General features: G+C 62.3%; 19 protein-coding genes and 3 pseudogenes. 15 read left to right on the top strand and 7 right to left on the bottom strand.

The window, feature by feature from the left end:
• Nucleotides 1-206: 206 nt before the first annotated feature.
• On the bottom strand, nucleotides 207-4,571 hold the full coding sequence (locus ACIDOCELLA78_RS97730; protein ID WP_201727511.1) for a chemotaxis protein CheB: 4,365 nt from the start codon (nucleotides 4,569-4,571) through the stop codon (nucleotides 207-209).
• Nucleotides 4,572-4,939: 368 nt separating this feature from the next.
• Between ACIDOCELLA78_RS97730 and ACIDOCELLA78_RS97725 the strand changes: the two genes are divergently transcribed.
• Nucleotides 4,940-5,572, top strand: a complete 633-nt coding sequence (locus ACIDOCELLA78_RS97725; protein WP_201727510.1) for a sugar transferase — start codon at nucleotides 4,940-4,942, stop codon at nucleotides 5,570-5,572.
• Between the two features lie 253 nt (nucleotides 5,573-5,825).
• Nucleotides 5,826-6,020, top strand: coding sequence for a hypothetical protein (locus tag ACIDOCELLA78_RS97720; protein ID WP_201727509.1), 195 nt, complete (start codon nucleotides 5,826-5,828; stop codon nucleotides 6,018-6,020).
• 442 nt (nucleotides 6,021-6,462) lie between these two features.
• Here ACIDOCELLA78_RS97720 and ACIDOCELLA78_RS97715 read toward each other — a convergent pair.
• Nucleotides 6,463-6,657 (bottom strand): annotated as a pseudogene (locus tag ACIDOCELLA78_RS97715) (IS256 family transposase); the annotation flags it as partial.
• A gap of 248 nt (nucleotides 6,658-6,905) precedes the next feature.
• Between ACIDOCELLA78_RS97715 and ACIDOCELLA78_RS97710 the strand changes: the two are divergent.
• The 8 genes and pseudogenes from ACIDOCELLA78_RS97710 to ACIDOCELLA78_RS97675 all read left to right on the top strand — a co-directional run.
• Nucleotides 6,906-7,715: pseudogene (locus ACIDOCELLA78_RS97710) on the top strand (IS110 family transposase); the annotation flags it as partial.
• A gap of 24 nt (nucleotides 7,716-7,739) precedes the next feature.
• Nucleotides 7,740-7,988 (top strand): annotated as a pseudogene (locus ACIDOCELLA78_RS97705) (transposase); the annotation flags it as partial.
• 82 nt (nucleotides 7,989-8,070) lie between these two features.
• A complete protein-coding gene (locus ACIDOCELLA78_RS97700) occupies nucleotides 8,071-9,105 on the top strand; it encodes an IS630 family transposase (protein WP_201727480.1) in 1,035 nt (344 codons plus the stop codon).
• A 1,015-nt stretch (nucleotides 9,106-10,120) separates the two neighbouring features.
• Entirely contained in the window at nucleotides 10,121-11,206 is a 1,086-nt protein-coding gene (locus ACIDOCELLA78_RS97695; protein ID WP_249674914.1) for a patatin-like phospholipase family protein, read from the top strand.
• Nucleotides 11,207-11,224: 18 nt separating this feature from the next.
• Nucleotides 11,225-11,962, top strand: coding sequence for an acetoacetate decarboxylase (locus ACIDOCELLA78_RS97690; RefSeq protein WP_201727507.1), 738 nt, complete (start codon nucleotides 11,225-11,227; stop codon nucleotides 11,960-11,962).
• Nucleotides 11,963-12,003: 41 nt separating this feature from the next.
• Entirely contained in the window at nucleotides 12,004-12,786 is a 783-nt protein-coding gene (locus tag ACIDOCELLA78_RS97685; RefSeq protein WP_201727506.1) for a 3-hydroxybutyrate dehydrogenase, read from the top strand.
• Nucleotides 12,787-12,975: 189 nt separating this feature from the next.
• Nucleotides 12,976-13,155 (top strand): DUF3309 domain-containing protein, encoded by a 180-nt coding sequence (locus ACIDOCELLA78_RS97680; RefSeq protein ID WP_201727505.1) that lies wholly within the window; start codon nucleotides 12,976-12,978, stop codon nucleotides 13,153-13,155.
• A 197-nt stretch (nucleotides 13,156-13,352) separates the two neighbouring features.
• Nucleotides 13,353-15,029, top strand: coding sequence for an IS1634 family transposase (locus tag ACIDOCELLA78_RS97675; protein ID WP_201727475.1), 1,677 nt, complete (start codon nucleotides 13,353-13,355; stop codon nucleotides 15,027-15,029).
• 299 nt (nucleotides 15,030-15,328) lie between these two features.
• Here ACIDOCELLA78_RS97675 and ACIDOCELLA78_RS97670 read toward each other — a convergent pair whose 3' ends face one another.
• On the bottom strand, nucleotides 15,329-17,062 hold the full coding sequence (locus ACIDOCELLA78_RS97670) for an IS1634 family transposase (RefSeq protein WP_201727483.1): 1,734 nt from the start codon (nucleotides 17,060-17,062) through the stop codon (nucleotides 15,329-15,331).
• A gap of 217 nt (nucleotides 17,063-17,279) precedes the next feature.
• Nucleotides 17,280-18,107, bottom strand: a complete 828-nt coding sequence (locus tag ACIDOCELLA78_RS97665; protein ID WP_201727504.1) for an IS5 family transposase — start codon at nucleotides 18,105-18,107, stop codon at nucleotides 17,280-17,282.
• Between the two features lies 1 nt (nucleotide 18,108).
• Here ACIDOCELLA78_RS97665 and nhaA point away from each other — a divergent pair, with 1 nt between their 5' ends.
• Nucleotides 18,109-19,581 carry a Na+/H+ antiporter NhaA gene (nhaA, locus tag ACIDOCELLA78_RS97660; protein WP_249674911.1) on the top strand — a complete coding sequence of 491 codons (1,473 nt, stop codon included), beginning with the start codon at nucleotides 18,109-18,111 and terminating at the stop codon, nucleotides 19,579-19,581.
• Here nhaA and ACIDOCELLA78_RS97655 read toward each other — a convergent pair.
• The 3 genes from ACIDOCELLA78_RS97655 to ACIDOCELLA78_RS97645 form a co-directional block, all read right to left on the bottom strand.
• Nucleotides 19,522-19,812, bottom strand: a complete 291-nt coding sequence (locus ACIDOCELLA78_RS97655) for a hypothetical protein (protein ID WP_201727690.1) — start codon at nucleotides 19,810-19,812, stop codon at nucleotides 19,522-19,524. The genes nhaA and ACIDOCELLA78_RS97655 overlap by 60 nt on opposite strands.
• Before the next feature lie 277 nt (nucleotides 19,813-20,089).
• A complete protein-coding gene (locus ACIDOCELLA78_RS97650) occupies nucleotides 20,090-20,470 on the bottom strand; it encodes a type II toxin-antitoxin system death-on-curing family toxin (protein ID WP_201727503.1) in 381 nt (126 codons plus the stop codon).
• The gene (locus tag ACIDOCELLA78_RS97645; RefSeq protein ID WP_201727502.1) at nucleotides 20,467-20,697 is read right to left on the bottom strand and encodes a hypothetical protein; all 231 of its coding nucleotides are present in this window, start codon (nucleotides 20,695-20,697) and stop codon (nucleotides 20,467-20,469) included. The genes ACIDOCELLA78_RS97650 and ACIDOCELLA78_RS97645 overlap by 4 nt, the downstream gene beginning before the upstream one ends.
• 226 nt (nucleotides 20,698-20,923) lie before the next feature.
• On the opposite strand from ACIDOCELLA78_RS97645, the gene ACIDOCELLA78_RS97640 reads away from it, so the two are divergent.
• The 4 genes from ACIDOCELLA78_RS97640 to ACIDOCELLA78_RS97625 all read left to right on the top strand — a co-directional run bounded on the left by ACIDOCELLA78_RS97640 (nucleotide 20,924) and on the right by ACIDOCELLA78_RS97625 (nucleotide 24,112).
• On the top strand, nucleotides 20,924-21,943 hold the full coding sequence (locus ACIDOCELLA78_RS97640; protein ID WP_283770797.1) for a histidine kinase dimerization/phospho-acceptor domain-containing protein: 1,020 nt from the start codon (nucleotides 20,924-20,926) through the stop codon (nucleotides 21,941-21,943).
• A 317-nt stretch (nucleotides 21,944-22,260) separates the two neighbouring features.
• Nucleotides 22,261-23,364 carry an OpgC domain-containing protein gene (locus tag ACIDOCELLA78_RS97635; protein ID WP_249674909.1) on the top strand — a complete coding sequence of 368 codons (1,104 nt, stop codon included), beginning with the start codon at nucleotides 22,261-22,263 and terminating at the stop codon, nucleotides 23,362-23,364.
• 116 nt (nucleotides 23,365-23,480) lie between these two features.
• Complete coding sequence (locus tag ACIDOCELLA78_RS97630; RefSeq protein ID WP_201727500.1) at nucleotides 23,481-23,723, top strand: type II toxin-antitoxin system Phd/YefM family antitoxin; 243 nt, start codon at nucleotides 23,481-23,483, stop codon at nucleotides 23,721-23,723.
• Nucleotides 23,723-24,112: a type II toxin-antitoxin system VapC family toxin gene (locus tag ACIDOCELLA78_RS97625; protein WP_201727499.1), complete on the top strand. Its 390-nt coding sequence runs from the start codon at nucleotides 23,723-23,725 to the stop codon at nucleotides 24,110-24,112. The genes ACIDOCELLA78_RS97630 and ACIDOCELLA78_RS97625 overlap by 1 nt, the downstream gene beginning before the upstream one ends.
• The last annotated feature ends 187 nt before the right edge of the window (nucleotides 24,113-24,299 follow it).

Genomic DNA, 24,299 nt, shown 5'->3' with positions numbered 1-24,299 from the left:
GGCCATGATGCGGCCTGCACAGCGCCGCCGCGTCCTGCTCCATCATCACGGTCAATGTCGCCACCCCCGCGCTGAGGCAGAACCGTTCAAAGCTCGCCCCAACAGCCTCCCAGGCATCTTTGACAATTCCAGGCAGCGTCGCCGCTGCGCATCTGCTATCTCTCTTCATGGCGTTGCCTTTCCTCAGTGGATCACACACCCCGAGCCTAGCGGCTCAAGGCAGGCAACGCCGCTCCCCCTAATTCAACATTCCGCGGGACATCCCCGTTGTCCGCCGCCGCCATCGCCAGCCGCGCCAATGCCGGCAGCGAGCGGGCGCCGGTGCGCTGCATGACCTTGGCACGGTGGTTTTCTACCGTCCGCTGGCTGATCCCGAGATCGGCGGCTATGTTTTTGTTCGGCTGCCCGGCGAGCACCCGCTCCATGATCTCGCGCTGGCGCCGCGTCAGCCCCTTGATGTGGCTGCTCGCGGTGGCGCGCCAGGCGCTGCGCGCATTCTGATCGCGGGCGTGTTCGAGGGCGCGCGCGACTGCGGCCAAGAGATGGGTGCGGCTGATCGGTTTCTCGATGAAATCCTCCGCTCCCGCCTTCATCGCTTGCACCGCCATGGCGACGTCGCTGTGGCCGGTGATGACGATCGCCGGCAGCGGGGCGGCGATTTCGCGCAGCCGCTGCAAAACCGCGAGCCCGCTCATGCCCGGCAGATAGGCGTCCAGCAGCAGGCAGGTCTCGCGGTAGGGGCGATAGGCGGCGAGGAACGCCTCGCCGGAGGCGTAATCCTCCACCGCCCGGCCATCCGCTTCCAGCACCGCGCGGATCTCGTTGCAGATGTGATTATCGTCGTCGACGACGTAGATGACCACCGTATCCGGCGCCACCGTCGATCGCGGCGCCGGCGCCGGCACGTCGGGCGCCGTCGGCAGCAGGCGTTGGATCGCCCGAATCAATTGCGGCACCTTCACCGGCTTGTAGAGCAGCAGACACTCCGCGCGGGCGACGTCACGCATGGCGCCGAGCGAGATGTCGCCGGTCAGGAGGATCGCCGGGATATGCCGGCCCCACGCCTCGCAGAGCGCCGCCGTCAGGCGCAGCCCGTCCATCGCGCCGGGCAGGTTGTAATCGGCGATGATCAGGTCCGGCCGCACGCCGCCACGCCGCACCAGGTCGAGCGCCGCGCCGCCACCGGCGGTGCGCGCCACGCGATGCCCGGCGCCCTCGAGTAAAAGGGTCAGCAGGTCACTCACTTCGGGATCGTCCTCGACCACCAGGATGGTGCCGAGACGGGGAAGGATATCGCCGGCGCTCTCGGCATCGTCGTCGGCGACCGCTGCCGCCGCGCCCGGCTTCGGCGCCAGCGCGACCTCGATCGCGAACATCGACCAGCGGCCCATGCGCGAGCGCACTGATACCCGATGCCCGAGCAAGTTCCCGAGCCGGCGCACGATCGCAAGGCCGAGGCCAAGCCCGCGGCTACGTTCGCGCGCCGGATTGCCGAGCTGGTGATACTCCTCGAAAATCCCGTTCAGTTCGGTGTCAGGAATGCCGATGCCGGTATCCCAGATCTCGATGCGGAGCGTCCTGCCATGGCGGCGGCAGCCAAGCAGAAGCCGGCCTTGCTCGGTGTATTTCACGGCGTTGGAGAGCAGGTTGCGGATCATTTGGCCCAACAGGCGGGCGTCGGTTGCGATCGTCGCGCCACAGCGCACGACGCGCAGCGCAAGCCCACGCGCCTCGGTATGATAGAGGAACTCCTCCTGCAAAGGCGCGAAGATCTCATCTACCGGCACGGCGACGATCTCCGGCTGCACCGCCCCGACCTCGAGCTGGTTGATGTCCAACAGCGTGTTCAGCATGCCGGCCATGGCGCCGAGGGTTTCATCGAGACGCGCAACCAGCGCCCGCGCCCGCTCGCCCTGCACCGTCTGCGCGAGCAACCCCTGCACCAGCGTGATCGACTGTAGCGGCTGGCGCAGATCGTGGCTGGCAGCGGCGAGGAAGCGCGATTTCGTGACATTGGCGAGCTCCGCCTGCTGGCGGGCGCTTTGCGAGATCTCCGTGGTTCGTTTGCGCTCGGTGATATCGGTAAAGGTGAGGACGACACCATCGATCGCATCGTCCTCGCCGCGATAGGGCAGGATGCGGCGGACGAACCAGGTGCCGGCATCGGTCTCCACCTCGCGCTCGATCGCCGCCGCCCCGCTCAGCACCGCGCGCGCATCCGCAGCCAGCGCGCGATCGACTGCAAGCGATGTCAGATCGCGCAGCGGACGGCCGACATCGCCCGGAATGATGTTGAACAGCGCGCGCGTGGCAGGTGTAAAAAAGCGGATGTTCAGCGCGCGGTCGAGAAACAAGGTCGCAACGTCGGTGCTGTAGAGGATGTTCTGCAGGTCGTTGGACGTGGTCCGCTGCCGCTCCAGCGTCTCCTGCAACTGGGTATTGAGCGCGGTCAGCTCCTCGTTCAGCGATTGCAACTCCTCCTTCGAGGTCAACAGCTCCTCGTTGGTGGATTGGAATTCCTCGTTGATCGAGAGCGCCTCCTCATGGGCGATGCGCTGGTCTTCGCCGGAGATTTCGAGATTGCGGATGGCGCCTTGCAGTTCCGCGCCTGTCGCGGCGAGTTCTTGTTCGAGTTCGGCGATCCGTTGGCTCTCGCCCGGCGTCGCCGCGCGGCCAGGAGGGTTTTCCGGCGCCGGCTCGTCGAGGAAGCAGAGCAGCAACAAGGCCTCCCTCTCGCTTTGCAGCGGATGGACGGCGATCGAGAAGCGGCCACCCCCATCCCCGGGAGCGCCACGCCCGCCGGCGACGACGACACGCGCGCCGCTCGTTGTCGCTTCATGCACCGCAGCTCGAATCCGGATGCGCAGACCCGGACGCGCCATGGCGAGCAGGTCATGGGTGGGCGCGCCAGGGGCCACGCGCAGATAGCGGTCGATCGGCCCGAGCGCGTAACGCTGCTCGTAGCCATGGGTGATCAAAACCGCCGCCGGGGCATAGGTTTCAAGCACCACCCGCCGGCAGAGTTCGCCATAGGCGGCATCGCGCGAGGGCGGCTGGCCTGGCCCCGACCGCGCTAGCAGCCGGGTGCCGTCGGCGGTGGCCAGAATCGCGCCGAGTTCCCCCGCCCGCGCGCGGCCGACATGGCTATAGATACGCTCGGATTTGGCGATGACCTCGAAATTCCCTTCCATGCTGCCCACCGTCTCCGAACTGCCGAGCAGCAGGATGCCGCGTTCGACGAGCGCGAAATGGAACAGCGAGAGCACTTTCGTCTGGGCATCGGGCATCAGATAGATCAACAGGTTACGGCACGATATCATGTCGAGCCGGGAGAAGGGCGGATCGGCCAGCACGTCTTGGATGGTGAACACCACCACCGCGCGCAGTTCCGGCGAAACGCGATAGCCCTGTTCCTCGCGCACGAAAAAACGCGACAGCCGCGCCGGCGAGACGTTCTTGGCGATCGCCTCCGGATAGACCCCCTCGCGTGCCGTGGCGACGGCCTCGGGGTCGACGTCCGAGGCGAAAACCTGGAGCCTGATATTGAGTTTGGCGGCGGTGATCGCTTCACGAAACAGCATCACCAGGGAGTAGGTTTCTTCGCCGGTGCTGCAGCCGGCTACCCAGAGACGGATCGGCTGATCAGACCCGCGGCCGTGGAGCAGGCCTGGGATGACCTGGGCGGCCAGCACGTCGAACACCCGCGGATCACGAAAAAACCTGGTGACGTTGATGAGCAGATCCTTGATCAGAAGATCGCGCTCGCGCTGGTCGGTGCGGAGGATTTCGAGGTAGTCTTCGACGTCATCGGCGGCGAGCGCGGCCATCGCCATGCGCCGCTCAATGCGGCGTTGCAGGGTTCCGGGCTTGTAATGGGTGAAATCGTGCTCGGTCTGGCCGCGCAGGAACCCGATCACGCGCGCCAGGTGATCGGGCGCCAGGTGATCAAACGCCGACGCGGGCGGCGGCGCCTCCGGGCCGTGGGTCGGCGCCGCCCGTTGGGGGCTGAGCGCCGAGGAGATTTCCTCCACCACCAGCACGCGATCGACGAGACCGGTCGCGATCGCGCTCCGCGGCATCCCGTCATAGCTCGCCTCGGTGGGATCCTGGGCGAGAACCATGCCGCCATGCTGCTTCACCGCCTTGAGACCGAGACAGCCATCGGCCCCGGTCCCTGAGAGGATCACGCAAATCCCGCGCTGACCATAAGCGAGCGCAAGCGTGGTGAGGAGATGATCGAACGGCAGACGGGCGCCGTGGCGCGCTTCCGGTTGCGAGATATGGAGCGCGCCGGCGGCGACAGAGAGATAGCGCCCGGGGGGAATGACGTAGAGATGATCAGGCACGATCGGCATGCCCTCGCTCGCCTGCACGACGGCCATGGTGGTGGCGCTGGAAAGCAGATCGACCAACATGCTTTCATGGTTGGGATCGAGATGCTGGACCAGGATGAACGCCAAGCCGGTGTCGGCCGGCAAGGCATGCAAAAGCCGCCGACAGGCCTCGAGCCCGCCCGCCGAGGCGCCGATCGCCACCACCGGGAAATCGTCCCGATCTTTCTCGACGCCCATCGCCGCCCGTGAACGCGCCGTAGGTTGCGCGCGCGTAGCACCGGCGTCTGGCGATTTTGCATGACGCATGAGCGTTACCTTCCAACTGGGCGCGAAGTGGCAGAGCCAGACCCCATTGTCCATCGCCTCCGGTCACACTGATGAGCGTTGGCCCGGCGCCGCGCGATGTCAACCAAAAAGGCGCATGCAAACCGCCTGAGCGGGTTTGGGTACTCTCCGAGTCTGGCCTTCACGCGCCGCGCGCCTAGGGTTGCAGGGATGGTGGTCGATCTCGACACCTTCGTTTCAACCCCTGAGCCATTCCGCGATGGGGTAGGCGGGATCGCAGCCGTTTCCATCACGTGGGCCGGACAGAGGGGAAGAAAGCGATGGCGGTCGTGAGGCGGAGCAGGCTTTGGGCGATCACTGCCGGACGCTGGAGCGCCACTGAGCGGCGGGGACGCGATCTCATCGCCGGCAGTGCATTGCTGGTGTTGACGCTGCCGGTCACGGTGGTCGCGGCGGGGCTGATCAAACTCGATTCGCCAGGCCCGGTTTTCTATCGTCAGACCCGGGTCGGGCAGCATGGCAAAATTTTCACCCTGCTCAAATTCCACAGTATGCGGGTCGATGCCGAGCGCGACGGTCCACGCTGGGCCAGCGTCGGCGACCCGCGGGTGACGCGGGTGGGCAGGTTTTTGCGCCTGACGCGCATTGACGAATTGCCGCAGCTCCTCAATGTCCTGCGCGGCGACATGAGCCTGATCGGGCCCCGGCCCGAGCGGCCGCATTTCGTCGACCAGCTCGCCGAGGTCGTTCCGAACTATCAGAGCCGGCACGAAATCCCACCGGGGATCACCGGTTGGGCGCAGGTCAATTATCCTTATGGTGCCTCGGTTGAAGACGCGCGTCACAAGCTGAGTTATGACCTCTATTATCTCCGACATCGCAGCCGCGGGTTGGATTTTCGGATCCTGTTGCGCACGGTACGAGTGGTGTTGTTCGGAATCGGCGCGCGTTGACCGCGCGCGGTCTCTGATCGCGTTCCGTCAACGTGTACAGACGCACGAGTGGGATTTCCTCACATTCCGGCCTCACCGGAAAGACTCGGAATCTACCCAAAGCCGGATGATTGACCGACCATGGCATCCTGGCTGAGTAAAAGCCGATCCTCGCGCACTCGCGGCGGGGGCCTATATGGAGATAGTTGGCCGCGAACTTCGATTCCGGCTGGCATGACTAGAAATGACAGATTTAGAAACAAGGAAATACACCATGCCCTCCATGAGCCACACGAAGGCGGCCGAAGCCCATGAATCCGCCGCCAAGACCGCCCGCATGGCCGCCGAAGCACATCAGAAAGGCGACCACAAGACCGGCCTCGAACACGCCGACAAGGCAATGACGCTCTCCACCACGGCGCATGAGGCGTCCAAGGCGGCCAGCGCCAAAAGCAAGAGCGCCCACTAATCGCTAGTCCAACGCCACTGGGCTCGATGATAGGGTCGATCAGCATAGCTTTGTGCGAACCAAAGAGCGATAACTAACGCTCTGACACTGATTGGTTATCAGTAATACGAGCGCGCTGTCGTCAGGCGGGCGCGCTAATCGACTGCGCCAGGGCACGGCTCGGTTCCACGCATGGAGTCGGGACGTTGCCCTGGCGAGCCTTGGCGCCGAGACCAGCCTTCAAGAACAAGAGCTATCGCCAGCAGCCGCCTCGAAACTTTCGCATCCGTCGCACGAGCCGCCCGCTCACGCAGCGCCATAGCCGACAAGTCCAAACGCGGTATCGCTACCGTCACCGCAAACCTCATCCAAGGAAGCCCACTCATACCCCGCCCAAGATGGCGTCGCGGTTTGTGTGGAAATTGCCTTTGGCGGCGTCTCCGGTTTGGGGAGCATGACGAGGTCAGGCGACGAGATCAAGAGGCATTGAGGCGGGTGGCTCTCCGAGGCTCTGCCACCCGTCGACTTTGCGCATGGTGATCTGCCCGGATGCGAGCAATGACCAGAACAACATGGCCGCGGTCTCGGCGGAGGGGAGGACGGTCTGGGTTTTGATCCGGCGCTTGAACTCCTCGTGCAGACGTTCGATCGCATTCGTAACCGGTATGAGATGATCGGTGCCGATGTTCCTTCCTTGATCTTCGAATCGAGGTGTATGCTGCGAGCATCCGGGACAGAGGCACCGGGAGCACGAAGGTGCGGGCAGGCCGTCGCGTACGATGAGCTTCGAGCTCGGGTTAGTAGCTGGCCGCCTCTGCGACTCGCCCGGTTGCGCTGAGAGCGCGGATCCGTAGTTGTCGTGTCGCCCGGCCGCTCCCGTCGTCATTGGCAACGATAGGAGGTTGCATGCGCCGCGTGATTGGCATCGACATCCACCGAACCTTCGGCGAGGTGGTGATATGGGAGAACGGCGTGCTTCGGCACGCCGGGCGGGTCGACATGACCCGCACAGGACTGGAAGGCTTCGGCAAGCGGCTTCAGGCGACAGATGAGGTGGTCATCGAAGCGACAGGCAACTGCATGGCGGTTTCGCGCGTGCTGTCACCTTTCGTGGCGCGGGTCATCATCGCCAATCCGTTGCAGGTGAAGGCGATCGCCCATGCGCATGTGAAGACCGACAAGGTCGATGCGGGCACCTTGGCGAGCCTGCATGCAGCCGGATTCCTGCTGGAGATCTGGACACCGGACCCGGCAACCGAGCGCATGCGCCGCCTGGTGGCGCGGCGCTATCAGGTTGTTCGACATCGGACGCGGATCAAGAACGAGGTACACGCCATCCTGCACGCCCACCTGATCCCGAGATGTCCACATTCTGATCTATTCAACGCCCGCGGCCGAGCTTGGCTGGGTCGCCAGCCGGTGCCGGACGATGAGCGCGCCGCCATTGAACGGCACGTTCGGGAGCTTGATCGTCTGGCGGAAGATCTAGAGGAACTTGATCGAGAGGTTGCGAAAGGAGCGCTGGACGATCCTGCCGTGAAGCGGCTCCTGACGATCACTGGCGTCAACTTGGTGGTGGCTACGGGCCTGATGGCGGCGATTGGTGACATCCGCCGCTTCAAGAGCCCGCAGAAGCTGGTGAGCTATTTCGGGCTGAACCCCCGCGTGCGCCAGTCTGGCCTTGGGGCCGCACATCACGGCCGGATCAGCAAGGTCGGGCGTAGCCAAGGCAGCCGGGTGGCCGGCCCCAAACTCAATGGGCGCCTCGCCAAAATCGGCAAATAGACCATACAGATCGTCAAGCGCTCCGACACCGCTAGCGGGTTCGAACTCCTGCCACGACGCTGGGTAGTGGAAAGAACCTTCGCCTGGCTCGGCAGATGCCGGCGCCTCGCAAAGGATTTCGAGGCTACCGTTACCAGCGCCACCGCATGGCTATTCCTCGCCCATATCCGCCTGCTCACACGGAAAATCGCCCGTCATCGATAGCCATACTACCATTTACTCACCAGTCGGTAATTAAGACGACATTTTGCTAGTCGTATGTTTGCGGGGATGATATAATTCTGGCATGAAACGGGACGGTCGCAGATTTGATCATCGCACCCTGGAAACCATCCGGCTGATGGCTGTAGAGCGGGTGCGCGAGGGCGAAGCGGCCTCTTTGGTGATTGCCTCATACGGGTTCAGCCGCACAACAATCTATAAATGGCTCAGCGCGGCATCGAAGCCTGGGGTCGGGGTGAAAGCCTTGCGGTCACGGCCGGCAACCGGCCGGCCGCGGCGTCTGACGCCGCGCCAGGAGCAGCAGGTGTTGCGTTGGATCAATGGCCGCGATCCGCGCCAATACGGCCTGGATTTCGGGCTGTGGACCCGGCACGTTGTGGCCGAACTGATCGAGCGCAAGTTTGGTATCAAACTCGGTGTGACGGCTGTGGGCGAACTGCTGTCGAAACTGGGCCTGACGCCGCAAAAGCCGTTGCAGCGTGCCTATCAGCGCGATCCGGAGGCGATCGAGGCATGGCGACGTGAGCGGTTTCCTGAAATCGCCAGGCAGGCCAAGTCCTGTGGCGGCGAGGTCTTTTTCTGGGACGAGTCCGGCTTTCGGGCCGACGCCGTGCATGGCAAGACCTGGGGCGTGAAGGGACAGACGCCGATCGTCGAGCGTCCGGGCCAACGGCAATCGATCAGCGCCGCCTCGGCGGTGACAGCCCGCGGCGGGTTCTGGTATTGCACTTATGAAGGCGGCCTGAATGCTGAGTTGTTCGTAGCGCTGCTACGCCGGATGATGCGGCACCGCACGAGGCCGGTGCACCTGGTCCTCGACGGGCTGCCTGCCCACAAAACAGCGCTGGTGAAAGCCTACGTGGCGTCGACCAATGGAATGCTGACGTTGCATTTTCTGCCAGGCTACGCCCCTGACCTGAACCCAGATGAACTGGTCTGGAGCCACATGAAGCGGACGGGCGTCGCCCGGACTCCGCTACGCCAAGGCGAAAAGCTTCAGGACAAAATCGAAGCCCAACTCGCCGCCATCAAGCGCAAACCACGTCTCGTGCAATCATTCTTCAAAGCACCAACTGTCGCCTATATTACCGACTGCTGAGTAGATTCGAGCTCTCAGCGAATCATACCCGCCCGAGCCGCACCAACTCACATTCGAGTAAACGGAACCTCAGGTTGGTATAACACCCGTGTTATGAGTAGAATCCGAGCCTACAACGATCCGTGCCCAGGGGCCATTATCCATAGTGACGCCAGGTCTCGAACACCCCAGGCGGTACGAATTGGAAACCATGACATGAACAAGTTCCTAATTGTCGGCGTCGCGGCGATGACGGCGCTCGCCGGCGGCGCAATGGCGCAGACCTTGACATCACAAACCACCACGACCGTGACACCACGGTGATGCCGCCGCGAGAATGGGCTATGGCAAAGGCTCAGTTCTCCGTCATCTTCGGCGATCGCTTCGTAAGGGCCATGGCGGCAGATGTTCAACCGCCACCCATACACGGAATTCCTGACACTACCGCTTCCGATTATTGCCAATCACTGCGAATCCCAGCTGATGTGGACGCATTTGGTACGCGAGAAAGCGGATCGCACCGAAATTGTGCTGCCATAGCCCCGGAGTCTCGTTCAGAAAACAAGCGACGAGCGCTTGGTATGCAACAGTTCCGAAAGGCCACGACGCTATGGTGGGCGCAAACGATCTTCCTCGTAGGCGACGGCTGTTCATGATGCAGAGATATTGCTGGCCGATCCTTCGCGCCGGACTCCAAGAACACTCTCGTCCGGAGCAGAAGCATTGACTATCTCTGTGTTCGTTCGCGCCCAGCGTCAAGCAGATCCGAGGACCACACAGCCTGGTGAGCGGCCTGCCGCACTGCACAACATCGGATTATGCAGACTTGCTAACAAGCGAGATCCTGCGCACCTGAGATGAGCTTCCAGATCCCGATGCGCGCGCCACGCAAGCTCACCCCATTCCGGTGCGTCCGCACCTGCTTCCGCGGCCTTCCTCGAATCTGACGGCTCTGTCCGAAAGGCTCTTTTCCATGCCTGCTACATCCAATCGAAATCTTCAGCCAGCTCGCGTTGCGTCCCCGACTTCGACTAAGATGCCTCGCAACATTCTCTTGTTACAAGGCGGCGGTGCGCTCGGCGCGTATCAGGCTGGGGCATATGAAGCGCTCGCTGAGCATGCATACGACCCAGACTGGGTGATCGGCGTTTCCATCGGCGCGATAAATGCCAGCCTGATCGCCGGCAATCCGCCTGAACGCCGCCTTGAACGCCTCCGCGAATTCTGGCGCCGGATCACCACACCGCCGCCCAGTTTCATCCCCACCCCTATGCCACTGCCTGCCGCGGCGGAGCAGAAGCTCAGCGCCCTCAGCGCCGTCCTATTCGGACAATCAGGCTTCTTCCGCCCTCGCCCGCCTTTCGACTTCATCGCTGCAAGCCCGCTCAGCTTCTACGACACCACCCATCTACGCCAAACACTGGAAGAGCTTGTCGATTTTGATCGGATCAACAGTGGCACCACGCGCCTCGCCGTTGGCGCCGTGCAGGTCCGGACCGGCAATATGATTTATTTCGATAGCGCCCAACACCGCTTGACACCCGAACACATCATGGCGAGCGGCGCCCTGCCGCCCGGTTTCCCGCCGGTTGAGATAGACGGGGAAGCCTATTGGGATGGCGGCCTCGTATCCAACACCCCGCTCGAATACATGATGCGCAGCGAACCGCGTGAGGACAGCCTCGTCTTTCAGGTCGACCTCTTCCCATCCAGCGGCATCATGCCGACCACGCTCGACGAAGTCGCCGAGCGAGAGAAGGACATCCGCTATTCCAGCCGCACGCGCTACAACACCGATGCGGAAAAGCGCCGGCAGGATCTGCGCCGGCGTGTCAGCGCCTTCCTCGAAAGACTCCCGCCGGAGCTGCGCGGCGATCCGATCACCCAACATCTCGAAGAATTCTCCTGCCCTGCGCAGATCGACGTCGTCCATCTGATCTACCGGCCTGGTCGTCCGCAGGGGGCCAACAAGGACGTGCAGTTCGACATGGCGACAGCCGAGCGCCGCTGGCAATACGGCCGTGGCGACGCCACCCGTGCCCTCACCGCCGCCCCCTGGCGGGAACCGCACCCGCATGATCTCGGCATGAGGACTTTCGACATCACCAAGATCAAATCTTAACCATCAAGGATAGCAACAATGGACATTGCGACGATCAAGAGAACAGCTTTCGCGATGCCGCTGACCAGCCCCGGCTTCCCGAAAGGCCCCTACCGCTTCGTCAACCGCGAATACCTTATCATCACCTATCGAACCGACCGCGCGGCGTTAGAGAAGCTGATCCCTGAACCGCTCGAACTCGCTGATGACGTCGTGAAATACGAATTTATCCGCATGCCGGACAGTACCGGCTTCGGCGATTACACAGAATCCGGCCAGGTCATCCCTGTGCGCTACAAGGGCAAGTCAGGCGTCTATGTCCACTCGATGTTCCTGAACGACCATCCTCCGATTGCCGGCGGCCGAGAAATCTGGGGCTTTCCAAAGAAGCTCGCGAGGCCGGTCCTCGAAGTCGAGATCGACACGCTGGTGGGCACGCTCGATTATGGCCGCATCCGGGTCGCGACCGGCACTATGGGCTATAAGCACCACACACTTGACCCGGGCCCCGTCCTCGCCTCGATGCGCGAACCGAACTTCCTCCTCAAGATCATCCCCCATGTCGATGGATCGCCGCGCATCTGCGAGCTTGTGCGCTTTCATATGAGCGACATCGAGCTGAAAGGCGCCTGGACCGGCCCCGCCGCGCTCGCACTCTATCCGCACGCGCTCGCCCCGGTCGCCGATCTGCCGGTGCGCGAGGTTCTCTCCTCGGCTCATATTCTCGCCGATCTCACGCTCGATCTCGGTGAGGTCGTGCACGACTATCTCGCCTGATTCGCCCCTTCGGAATCACCACGCAGCAATAGGAGTTCTCCATGGTCCGTTTCGACGGCAAGGTCGGTATCATCACCGGCGCCGCCAGCGGCATCGGCCGCGCCATCGCCGAACAATTCGCCCGCGATGGGGGGCACGCCGTGATTGCCGACCTTGATATCGAGGCTGCTCGCAAGGCTGCCTATGAAATTGGGAAGCTTGGCCCCGAGCCGATGGCGGTGGCAATGGACGTCACCAACGAGAATCAGGTGGAGGACGGTGTTGCTTCGGTCGCAAAGAAATTCGGCCGGATCGATGTGCTGGTGAGCAACGCCGGCATCCAGATCGTCAAGCCGCTCGCTGAATTCCCCTTCCAGGATTGGAAGAAGTTGCTCTCGATTCATCTCGACGGCGCCTTCCTCACCACGCGCGCCTGCCTGAAATACATGTATGCCCAGAAAAGCGGCGCAGTTGTTTATATCGGCTCGGTGCATTCGAAAGAAGCGTCGAAGCTAAAGGCGCCATACGTCACCGCGAAGCACGGACTTATCGGCCTCTGCAAGGTGGTGGCCAAGGAAGGGGCTGAGCACAATGTCCGCGCAAATGTCGTCTGCCCCGGATTCGTCCGTACACCACTTGTTGAGAAGCAGATCCCGGAGCAAGCAGCGGAACTCGGCATCAGTGACGACGAGGTGGTTCACAACGTCATGCTCAAGGACACCGTGGATGGCGAATTCACGACGGTAGGCGACGTTGCCGACGCCGTACTCTACTTTGCGGGCTTTCCGAACAATGCGCTCACTGGTCAGTCCCTAGTCATCAGCCACGGTTGGTTCATGCAGTGATTGTTGGTTGAACCGACGGCGCCTTGATCGGGCTAAATGCTTATCGGAGGCTGAATCCGATGGCTCGTAGCGCCAGGCTGTAAATTCGCTTGCAATAGTGACCCCCTGAGGGCCGATACCATCGGGCCGGATGGCAGCTGCAACGCCTGATCAGACCGACCTGTAACCTAATTTGGAATGGAGACAATCATGGGCCTCATCCTGCTGATCCTGGTGCTGATCTTTCTCTTTGGCGGCGGCGGATACTACGGCTATCGGTCGGGTTATTATGGAGGCCGCGGGTTCGGCGGCCTCTTGACCGTGCTTATCATTATCCTTGTCCTGTTCATGTTGTTCGGCGGCGGGTTCCACGGTCAGCTCAACTATTGATCGGTGCTCGCCGGCATCTGTCAGACCCGACTTAAACAGTCAAACCCGGAACGATACGGTATCGTAAGTTGAGATCTTTGATTTCACTCGAGATTTTCGTAGGCACGTCGGGATTTTGCAAAAACGTGGTGCTAAATAATTGCGCAAATTGCTTCTTTTAACTTGATTTATGATTGGTTTTCGGCTGCCAATTCGGCATGTTCGTGCGCGAGAAGCGAATCAACGGCTACAGCTACCTTTATCTGGTCGAGAGCGTCCGTGAGGACGGGCGCAGCAAGCAGCGCATCATCAAGAACCTGGGCCGGAAGGAAGTCGTCCTGGCCGATGGAGGTCTCGACCGCCTCGCCGCCTCGATCGCGCGCTATGCCGACCGTGCCTCGGTCCTGGCCCAGCTGGCGGCAGGCAATCCGGACGGGCTGAGCTGCAAGCGGATCGGCGCGCCGCTGTTGTTCGGCCGACTGTGGCAGGAGAGCGGGATCGCTGCTGTGTTCGAGGAGCTGCTGGCCGGGCGGCAGTTCGAGTTCCCGGTCGAGCGCGCGGTGTTCGCCACCGTGCTCCACCGGATCATGGTCTCGGGCTCGGATCGCGCCTGCGACAAATGGCTCGAGGATTACGACATTCCCGGCACCGAGGAGCTCGGCCTGCATCACCTCTACCGCGCCATGGCCTGGCTCGGCGAAGAGCTGCCGGACGAGGAACAGGGGGATGCCACGCCCTTTGCGCCACGGACGGTGAAGGATCTGGTGGAAGAGCGTCTCTTCGCCCGACGGCATGATCTGTTCACCGACCTCTCGGTCGTGTTCATGGACACCACCTCGCTGTATTTCGAAGGTGCCGGCGGCGAGACGCTGGGCGCGCGGGGCCACTCCAAGGATTACCGCCCACAGCTCGCGCAGATGATCCTCGGCGTGGTGATCGATCAGGACGGAAGGCCAATCTGCACCGAGATGTGGCCAGGAAACACCGCCGATGTCTCGGTGCTGGTGCCGGTGATCGACCGCCTGCGGTCGCGCTTCGGCATCGGCCGGGTCTGCGTCGTCGCCGATCGCGGCATGATCAGTGCCGCGACGATCGCCGCGCTGGAGGAGCGCGGGCTGGAATACGTGCTCGGCGCAAGGGAACGCACCGACCGCATCGTCCGCGAGGTGGTGCTGGCCGATGAGCGCCCCTACACCCCGCTCTGCCTCGAGCGCGCCGGTGGCGACGAGACCCAGCTCTTCATCAAGGAGGTCAAGGTCGCGGGCAAGCGCTATATCGTCTGCCGCAACGAGGCGGTGGCCATCGAAGAGGCCGAGACCAGGCGCAAGGTGGTCGCCGCCCTCGATCGTCAGCTGACGCGCGGCGATAAGGCGCTGATCGGCAACTCCGCCTATCGCCGCTTCCTGCGCCCGGTCAGTGACGCAAAGCCCGGCCGCAAGCACAAGCTGTTCGAGATCGACGCCGGCAAGCTCGCCGAGGAAGCCCGCTTCGACGGCGTCTTCGTGCTGCGCTCCAACGCCCGGATTTCACCGCTGCAGGCGGTGATCCGCTACCGGGACCTGCAGAATGTCGAACGGCTGTTCCGTGTCGCGAAGGCGACAATGCGCACCCGGCCAATCTACCATTCCTCCGACGCCGCCATCCGCGGCCACGTCTTCTGCTCGTTCCTCGCGCTGATCCTGCACCAGGCGCTCGACGAAAAACTCCGCCGGGCCGGCAAGCGCGTCGAATGGGCCGATCTCCTGCGTGATCTCGACCGCCTCCAGGAGGTCACCATCAGCAAGCGCGGGCAGCAGATCGTCCTGCGCACCCCAGCAACCAACTCGATCGGGCCGATCTTCAAGGCCGCCGGCGTCGCCCTGCCAGCCAACGTGCGAGACGCATCCGCTTCCTGATCCAAATCCTCCCGAAAGCCGCAGGGTGTGGTGCTAAGAAACCACGCGCCCACAATACATGGCTGTTTTCATTGGACTATTTTCAGGTCGCTGTTCAAGTCGGGTCAGATGCGAGGCGTGCGTTGGATTGCTGGCCGGCGAAAGTGCCGGCGCTCCGATCGATGACGACCGGCTCCGGCACGGCCCGGTACGCGCTGTCCCTGCCCGACCCGACGCCAGCAGGATAAACTGAAGTTTTCACTGATTCGAAAGCAAATTCCCTGTATTTATCGGTGAACTTCGAGATCTGATTTTGCCGCTTACTGGACACGCATGGGGTCGATCCCGATCAGGGCGAAGGCGGTGGTTTGCAGCGACGTGGGGTTTGCCAGAGCGGTGAAGGTGGCGTTCGGCGCCTTGGGTAGGGAGGCGGTGTTGAGGGTCTGTGTGGCGAGATGCGCCATCAGGTCGGTGAAGCTCGAAATCGGCAGGTTCTGGTCGTTGCGGCGTCGCCCGCGCTTGCGATCGGCGGCCGGGGATATCGATGCGGGGGCAACCGGCGATGAGCGTTCAGTTTCCGCGCCTGGCCGGTCGTGATCCTGGAACAGCAGGGGCTTGAGGGCGTCGCGCAGATGCCATTCGACGTAATAGGCCATCATGCAGAGGAAGACGTGGGCACGCACCCGCGGCGAGAGCCAGTGATGCACCGGGCGGATCGCGAGATCGACCGATTTGAGGGACCGGAACGCCCGTTCCACCCGTGAGAGATCCTTGTAGGCTGACACGGCTTCGGTCTCGCTCATGACGTCCGCGCTCACACTGGTGCGGATGACATAGATGCCGTCGAGGGCCGCCTCGCGCGCGATGCTGGCGGCGTTGCGCTGGAAATCGAAGCGGCTGGCGGTGATGGTGAGATCGAAATGCTTGGCCATCTTGCGCTGGTTGATCACCGCCCCCACCGCCAGCCCGATCGCGGCCTCGCCATGAAGAGGAGCGCGTTTGCGCCGTGTCGCATCCCGGATCCGCGCCAGTTCCGTCTCGGTGGCCACGAGCAGCGCCTCGCGCTTGCGCCGTCGTTCGGTCGCCAGGGCGGCGTTGCGACAGGCGATCAGCCGCTCGCCCGGATAATCGGGCGACGTGATCGCGGCGATATCGCGCTCGTCGAACAGCGACATCTGCAGCGGTCCCTCGGCAAGATCCTGGATCTGCCCCGCGCGCAGGCAGCTGATCCAGTCCAGCCCCGCCGGCTTGATCGTCTCGCGGATCCGCGCCGTGGTGATCATTCCGCGATCACCCACCAGGACGACGCGCTCGAGATGGAACCGGCGCTTGAGTTTCTCCACCTGGGCGGCGATCGTCGCCGGATCGGCGGTGTTGCCTTCGAACACTTCCACTGCGATCGGCCGCCCCTCGCGATCGCACAGCAGACCATAGACGATCTGCGGCCGATCGGGCCGGTGATCCCGGCTGTATCCGTGGTGTGCCAGTTCGCAATGCCGGCCTTCGAGGTAGGATGAACTGACGTCGTAGAGCACCAGCGTGCCGTCGCGCAGATGGCGCCTTGCAAACTCCCGTTCGATCCGCCCCTGCTGCGTGCCCAGCCAGTCCAGCGCCGCATAGATCTCGCGCTCTTCAATGACACCGAGATCAAGCATCTGCCCGAGGCTCGATGTTGCGGTCTCCGGGTTCAGGCCGCGCAGGGTCGAGAGCTTCGATCCCGGCGCGATCACCCGGCCGGCGATCAGCGCCAGGGCGAGACTGCGCTCGCGCGACGCCCTCCGGCCCAGCAGGCGGGGTATCCCGAGCTTGCGCATCATCCCGAGTGCCGCCGCCACATGACCATGCGGCAGCGAACGCCGGATCTCCAGCGCCTGATCGGCACCACCAACCACCGCGCCACCCGCGAGCAGCGCTCGTAGGCCATCGATCAACGCGGGCGGCATCTGGCTCAGATTGGCGATGGTACGCTTGTGAACCTTCCGCCCCTCGCGGAAACTCTCCCGCAACAGCACGGCCGGCGCCGATCGGCCATTCGGAACCACATCGATGAACATAACCCGAGCGAATCACAGATCGAGTCGCACCGCAAGCCCCATTTATGGACACAAAACGCTCGCAAGAAATCAGCGCTACGCGAGGCTATCCGCCACGTTCAGGTCATTCCCAAGTAAAAACTTCAGGATAAATCGGGCTGAACCGGACGGATTGCCTCCGAACAACCCTGCGCGGGTCGGATCGTTCTTGAGAGCCCGAATCTGAATGGTAGTGCGACTATCGGTGACGGGCGATTTTTCGTGTGAGCAGGCGGATATGGGCGAGGAAGAGCCATGCGGTGGCGCTGGTAACGGTGGCCTCGAAATCCCTTGCGAGACGTCGGCATCTGCCGAGCCAGGCGAAGGTTCTTTCTACCACCCAGCGCCGCGGCAGGAGTTCAAACCCGCTCGCGGCGTCGGAGCGCTTTACGATCTGTATGGTCCATTTGCCGATTTTGGCGAGGCGTCCATTGAGTTTAGGACCGGCATAACCGCCGTCAGCGAATATGTGCCGCAACCAGGGATACAGGGATTTGACGGATTTGAGCACGTCGGGCGCCCCGTCGCGGTCCTGAATACCGGCATGATGAACGACGGCACCGACGAGGTGGCCGATTGTATCTGTGATGATGTGGCGCTTGCGGCCCTTGATCTTCTTTCCGGCATCGAACCCGCGCGGCCCGCCGGCTTCGGTGGTCTTGACCGACTGACTGTCGATCACACCGGCTGTGGGTGAAGCCTCGCGTCCGGCCATTTCCCGCGCCTGCATGACTAGGACGTGATTGATGCGATCGAACGTGCCGTCACGACAGAAGCGGTAGAAATACCCCTGCACGGTGGTGAACGGAGCGAATTCCTTCGGGATCTGGCGCCACTGACAGCCGGTTGCCAGCATGTAGAAGATGGCCTCCACAATCCTTCGAAGCGCCACCCTTCGGGGTCGGCCTCGATGCTGCGGAGCGGGCATGAACGGCTCGATCATGGCCCATTCAGCGTCGGTGAGGTCGCTTGCGTAGCGCAATCCGGCCCGGCAATATCGTCGCCGAGCGATTTCAGTCCAGGTCATCGTGTCTCCGTCCGTCTTCGCAAACGAACTGAATCACAACTTACTGAAATCGCTCAACTATCTTTTTCGGTCCGGCTCTGAGATATTCTTTGGAACAGCAGAAATGAATCCAGACCAGAAGGGCGAGCTGCAGCACAACGAGCTGCCGATCACGCATATCGACGCGCTGACCAACTCGTTTTCACAGTTCCTGCGCATCGAAACCGCGAGCGGTGGCATTCTCCTGTTGGCCGCGGTCATTGCACTGACGCTTTCCAACTCACCCTGGGCCGATGGCTTCAGAACTCTCTGGGAGACACCGATCGGCATCCGGATCGGAGCATTCCAGTTTCTGCGCTCGTTGCGGGATCTGATCAACGACGGACTGATGACGCTGTTCTTCTTCATCGTTGCGCTGGAGATGAAGCGCGAAGTGGTGCTTGGTGAGCTTCGGAATCCACGCATGGTGGCTCTCTCGGTCGCAGCTGCGGCGGGAGGTATGCTTGTGCCCGCGGCCTTGTATCTGGCACTGCAGCATGGCCAGCTTGGACAGCATGGCTGGGGCATCGTGATGCCGACCGACACAGCTTTCGTCATCGGCTGCCTGGCACTCCTCGGTTCGCGTGTACCACCGGGCCTGCGCGTCTTTCTGCTGTCGCTTGCGGTGGTCGACGACCTGGCCGCCATCCTGGTAGTCACCGTTGGCTACAGCCGACCACTCGACTGGATTGCCCTTGCGCTCGGTGTTGTTGGGCTGGCGATGGTTCGGGGAATGGCGCTACTCGGCGTTCGTAACATCCGCGCCTACTTTCTGGCTGGGGCGATAATCTGGCTTGCCGTCGACGCGTCTGGCATTCACGCGACGATTGTCGGCGTCATACTCGGGCTCATGACACCTACGGCTGGCTGGGTGAGCGACCAGCGTCTGGGGGACATCTTGCGAAAGGTGCTCTCCTACCCGCCAGGGGATCACTGGAGCGGTAATACCGAAGATAATCGGGCACTGCAGGTGGCCGCCATCGCGGTGCGCGAGACGTTGTCGCCTGTCGAAAGACTCGAGGCCATGCTCCATCCCTGGGTCGCATTCGGGATCATGCCGCTCTTCGCGCTCGCGAACGCGGGGGTTCCGATCTCGAGCAAGGGGCTTATTAACCCTGTCTCGTTGGCGGTGATGGCGGGCTTTGTCTTCGGCAAGCCGATCGGCGTCACAGGATTCGCCTGGCTGGCGGTGCGCACGGGTGTCGCCATTCGGCCGGCGGGGCTCAGCTGGGGGGCGCTGGTCGGCGGCGCTCTTCTTACTGGCATCGGTTTCACCATGGCGCTATTCATTGCCGATCAGGCATTTCAAGATGTCTTACTCAACGAAGCCAAGCTTGGAATTCTTTCCGCCTCGCTCGTCTCTTCTGTTGCGGGTCTCACGCTGTTGAGTGTGTTGCTATATCGGAATGGTTCTCTCGATTTGAGGGGAAGCAACGGCGGAGACGGACGCACATGACACACTCCGCTTTGGCTGCTTGCGACGTGAGCTGGAGCCGTCCGAGAAGTAGGTCGGCTCGACCTGCCTCATCGCATCGATAACCAAAATCGCGAGCTGGCCGCTTGCTTCGAGTTCGTCGATCCGGCCGATGGTCAGCCGCACAACCTGGCGGACCTTGCCATCGACCCGCTTGTTCTCGACGATCTGCAGGTAGCGACGGCCATCTGATGGTTTGATGCGGAAGAACATGACCCCGACTCCAGACACCACGCTACGGAGCCGATGCAAGCAAAAAGCAACACACAATCGCGCGATACGTGGCACTACGTTTTTGAAAAATCTTCAAACGGCTCCGAAAAAACCGTTATCTTCCAATCCTATATCGTGCCGTTACCGTATCGTTCCGGGTTCCACTGTTGAAGTCGGGCCTAAGGGAACAACCTCTTCTAACCCCGCCGTTCAAGGCCAAAACTGGCTTCTGCCGCCCCCCGCCAGCTGCCCCAATTTTGCTACGGCAGGAGAATCATCAGGCGTTAGGCGGCACCACCACCCGCCGCAGCCAGGCGACCAGCGGCTCAAAGCTGAAACTGTCCGCTTCATACAGACTGACGATAAAATCGTAAGTCTCATCTGGATCGGCCTGCATCCCAGCACCATTGATGACCAGGAAGGTATAGGTAACAGCAAAAGCCGTGCGCTTGTTGCCATCGATGAACGGATGATTCTGCGCCAGACTCTCCCACAACGCGGCAGCCTCGTCGATCAGATCGCCATAATATCCCGTCCGCGGGCGATACAGGGCCGCCTCCAGTTGGCCAGGATCACGCACGCCATGGGCGCCACCGTAGCGCTCGATTTGGTCTGCATGGATAGCCAGAACCTCGATGACGGTCAGATAGTCTGTCATTCAGCCAGCTTTTTATACAGCGTCCCGAATTTTTCGTGGCTCGCCTGATAGGCGGCCATCACATTGGCGCGGGGCCGGCCCTGCTTGCGCTTTTCAATCAGGTCGGCGAGCGCCTCATCCACCAGCGCTTGCAACTGCCGCCCCTCGCTTTGCGCGAGGCGGCGCACCGCGGAGAGAATCTCAGAATTCACCTGGGTCGCAAATTTTTCACGGATTTGGGCTGCCATGATACATCTCCAATCTTTCCTTGATTTATCATGATACGTCATGAAATATCAAGAATGCGCACGGCTGTTGTTTCCTCAATATCCCTTAAGCACGCGATATTCGCCGCTTTTCCCGTATGCCCCTGCTCTTTGGTTGATGGCGACGCAGGGACGATTGCCTGGTTCGCAGCGTGTCAGCTTGCCTGAGCCTCTGGCGTGTCGCGCGCCGATCGGTCACGCTCCGAGGATGCGTTCGCTTCGCGCCCGACTCGCGCTGCTCTGGTCAATCTCGCTGATCGCCGCGATCATCGCGGGCGGGCTGATCATCGGGCTGTTCCATCAATCGGCGACGGCGAGCCTCGCGCGTGACCGGCAGGTCGCCGCCCGGGCCTGCGATTCGATTGCGCGCGCCTATGGATTCTATAGCGCCGGGCTCGGATCGGCGCCGCAGGACGAGGTGTTTCGCAAGGGGCTGATAGGTGTTGCGGCCTTCGGGCTCCGGCCGTTTCCCGATGTCGCCGGCGGCATCGTCTCGGGCGGTACGGCACTCGCGTCGATCGGCGTCGTTACGCCGCATGACGCGGGCATCTCCGCGGCGACCGCGGCAGCGCTGGACGCGGACCATCTGGTGCTGCGCCAGCGCGGAGGGTTCGGCGACCGTGCGGTGATCGCCGCCTGCCCACTTGGCAGCCCGGCTGAAGACCTTGCGGGGTTCACCATCGTCCGGCTCGACCTGCTGCGCACGCCCTTCTCGAAACTTGCCGCCGGCGGCCTGGCCGTGCTGCTGCTCTTCCTTCTGGTCTCGGCCTGGCTCCTCACGCGTCTGGTGCTCGGCTTCCCCCGCCGCCTCACCGCCGTCGAAGCCGGCCTCGCCACCGACCCCGAAGCAAAACTACCACTGACCGGCGAACCCGATTTTGATCGACTGATCGCCGCGTTGAATGGCGCTACCGCCCGCCTCGGCCGCGCCCGCGCGCGCATCGCCGAGCAGGAGAAACTCGCCTCGCTGGGACGGATGGCGGCGGGGCTGGCGCATGAAATCCGCAATCCGCTGGGCGCGATTCGCCTCCGCGCGGAATCCGGCCTCGCCGGCGACGCCGCACGACGCGGCGCGGGCCTCGACCGCATCCTCGCGGACGCGCTGACCCGGATCGCGCCGCCGCACCGCCCGCACCGTTTCCAGCATCGCGGACCGATGGCGGGACCGGGCGCCTGGCAGCATGCGGGATGGCAGCCCAGCCCTTGGCAGCCGGCGCCCGCAAAATAACAGGACGACGGCTTCTCCACACCGAAACGCGGCCGGGAAATCACCTTCCGGTCGCGTGCTTCGTTTCGTTAGATCACGGAGATCGCCTTGCGACAACGCCGATTGAAAGATCGGGGCAAACGAAGGGCGGAATATGCCATTTCGCTGCAAAACCAGCGAGAATTGTGTTGCCGAGGCAGGTCATGGCCGTTCGGATTGGCAACTTGGCCTCTACAGAGGCTGCCGCCACCCCAATTCGTCTTCCGGTTGGTCAATTATCAGCCTATTCTAGCGTCAATTAGGGGCGGACGGGCCGTCCATCTGGGAAATGTCGAATGATGCAACTTGTCCGCGACGGGCGCGACCTCAGGGTCGATTTCTTCCGCGGCATCGCGCTGTTCTGCATCTTTCTCGACCATATCCCGCACGACACCTTGGCCCGCTTCACCGTGCGCAACCTTGCGCTGAACGACGCGACGGAGATTTTCATCCTCCTTGCCGGCTTCGCGGCCGCTCTTGTCTATGGCCGCAAGATGGATCGGGCGGGGCCGCTCTCCGCCTCGGCGGACATGCTGAAGCGCGCGTGGACGCTGTATATCGCGCATATTTTCCTCTTCGTGCTCTTCGCAGCACAGGTAGCGCTCGCTGCGATCTGGTTCGCGCGGCCGCAATACATCTCCGGCGTCGGCATCGATCATCTGGTGGCGAAGCCGTTGTCGGCGATCATCGAGGCCGTGCCGCTGCTCTACCAGCCCGCCTATCTCAACGTCCTGCCGCTCTATGTCGCGATCATGGGCGGCATTGCGCCGCTGCTCTTCATGCTTCGCTTTCCGCGCACGTTGCTCGTGCTCAGTGTCGGCCTCTATGCCGGCGCACGGATTTTTGGCTGGAACTTGCCGACACAAAGTGGTCATGGCTGGTTCTTCAATCCGTTCACCTGGCAGTTGCTCTTTGTGCTCGGCATGCTGTTTTCGCGCTACGGGAAGCCGGATCTGCCCGGTCTCGCGACCGATGTGGTGGCGGTCGTGCTGCTGCTGATCGGCTTTGCGATCCTGCTGACCACCTGGATCGAGCCCTCGCTCGCGAAGCATATCCCACCGATGCTCAAGCCCTTCGTGAGCAATATCGACAAGACTGGCCTGCATCCCTACCGGCTCGCCTCGATTCTCTCGCTTGCCTGGTTCGCCTCCCGCCATGTCCGCGCCGGTGGGCGATTTCTGGCCAGCCGCCTGGCCCGTGTCTTCGTCCTGATCGGCCAGTACGGCCTGCCAACCTATTGCGCGAGTATCCTGCTCTCGTATGCCGGGCGGATCGTCATGGACACGGATGACGGATGGGCGATGCAGATCGTCGTCAATCTCGGCGGTCTCGGCGCGCTGCTCGGCGTCGCCGCGATCGCCGCCTGGTACAGGGTGAAAGATGCCAAACCGTCTGCTGCCTAGTTCTCATTGGCGCATAAACTCAACATTTACGCGACCACCCTCCTATAATTCCCAATAAATATCGACTGGACTAAGTCTAGTCCGATATGATACGGGGCGCTCTTCGGAGTTCTCTCATGCAAACCGTCAATATTCACGCCGCCAAAACCCATCTCTCCCGCTTGCTAGACGCCGTCGCCGATGGCGAGGAGATTCTTATTGCCCGCGCCGGCAAACCCATCGCGCGCCTGGTGCCCTTGCAAAGCACGGTGGAACCAAAACCTCGCCGTCTTGGCCGGCTAACCGGAAAATTCACCGTGCCGGCAGATTTTGACGCTCCTCTGCCAGAGAATATCAACAACGACTTTGAGGGGCGTTGATGCGCCTGTTGCTCGATACCCACCTGCTGCTGTGGGCCTTGGCCGAACCAGATCGGCTAGACGACGCCACGCGGTGGACGCTTGAGGATCCCGGCAACGAGGTGATGTTCAGCGCGGCCAGCCTTTGGGAAATCGCCATCAAGGCCGGCCTCGGCCGGCCAGATTTTGTATTCGACGAACAACAGATTCTGCGCGCCGCTTTGGATACAGGCTTCACGGAGCTACCCGTTCATTCCGATGCCGCGATACTGGTCGCCAAACTGCCAGCGCACCATCGCGATCCTTTTGACCGGCTCCTGATCGCCCAGGCTATGAGCCAGCCGATGCGCCTCTACACCGCAGATCCTTTATTGCCACCCTATTCCGAGTTGGTCACCTTGGTCGGATAAGCCGGCTGCGCAGCATTCAGAGCCGGACCGTACCGCTCTAGGTTATTGATAAAAAATAATTTTCAACTGATTGGAACGGAAACCTCCCGCATTCACCGATGAAGTTCTGATCTGGATTTGACGCTTACTGGACACGCATGGAGTCGATCCCGATCAGGTCGAAGGCCAAGGATGTCGATGCGGGTGG

The sequence above is a fragment of the Acidocella sp. C78 genome, from assembly GCF_907164655.1.
Note: the sequence above shows the minus strand (reverse complement) of the source record. Positions and strands in the feature narration are given on the sequence as shown.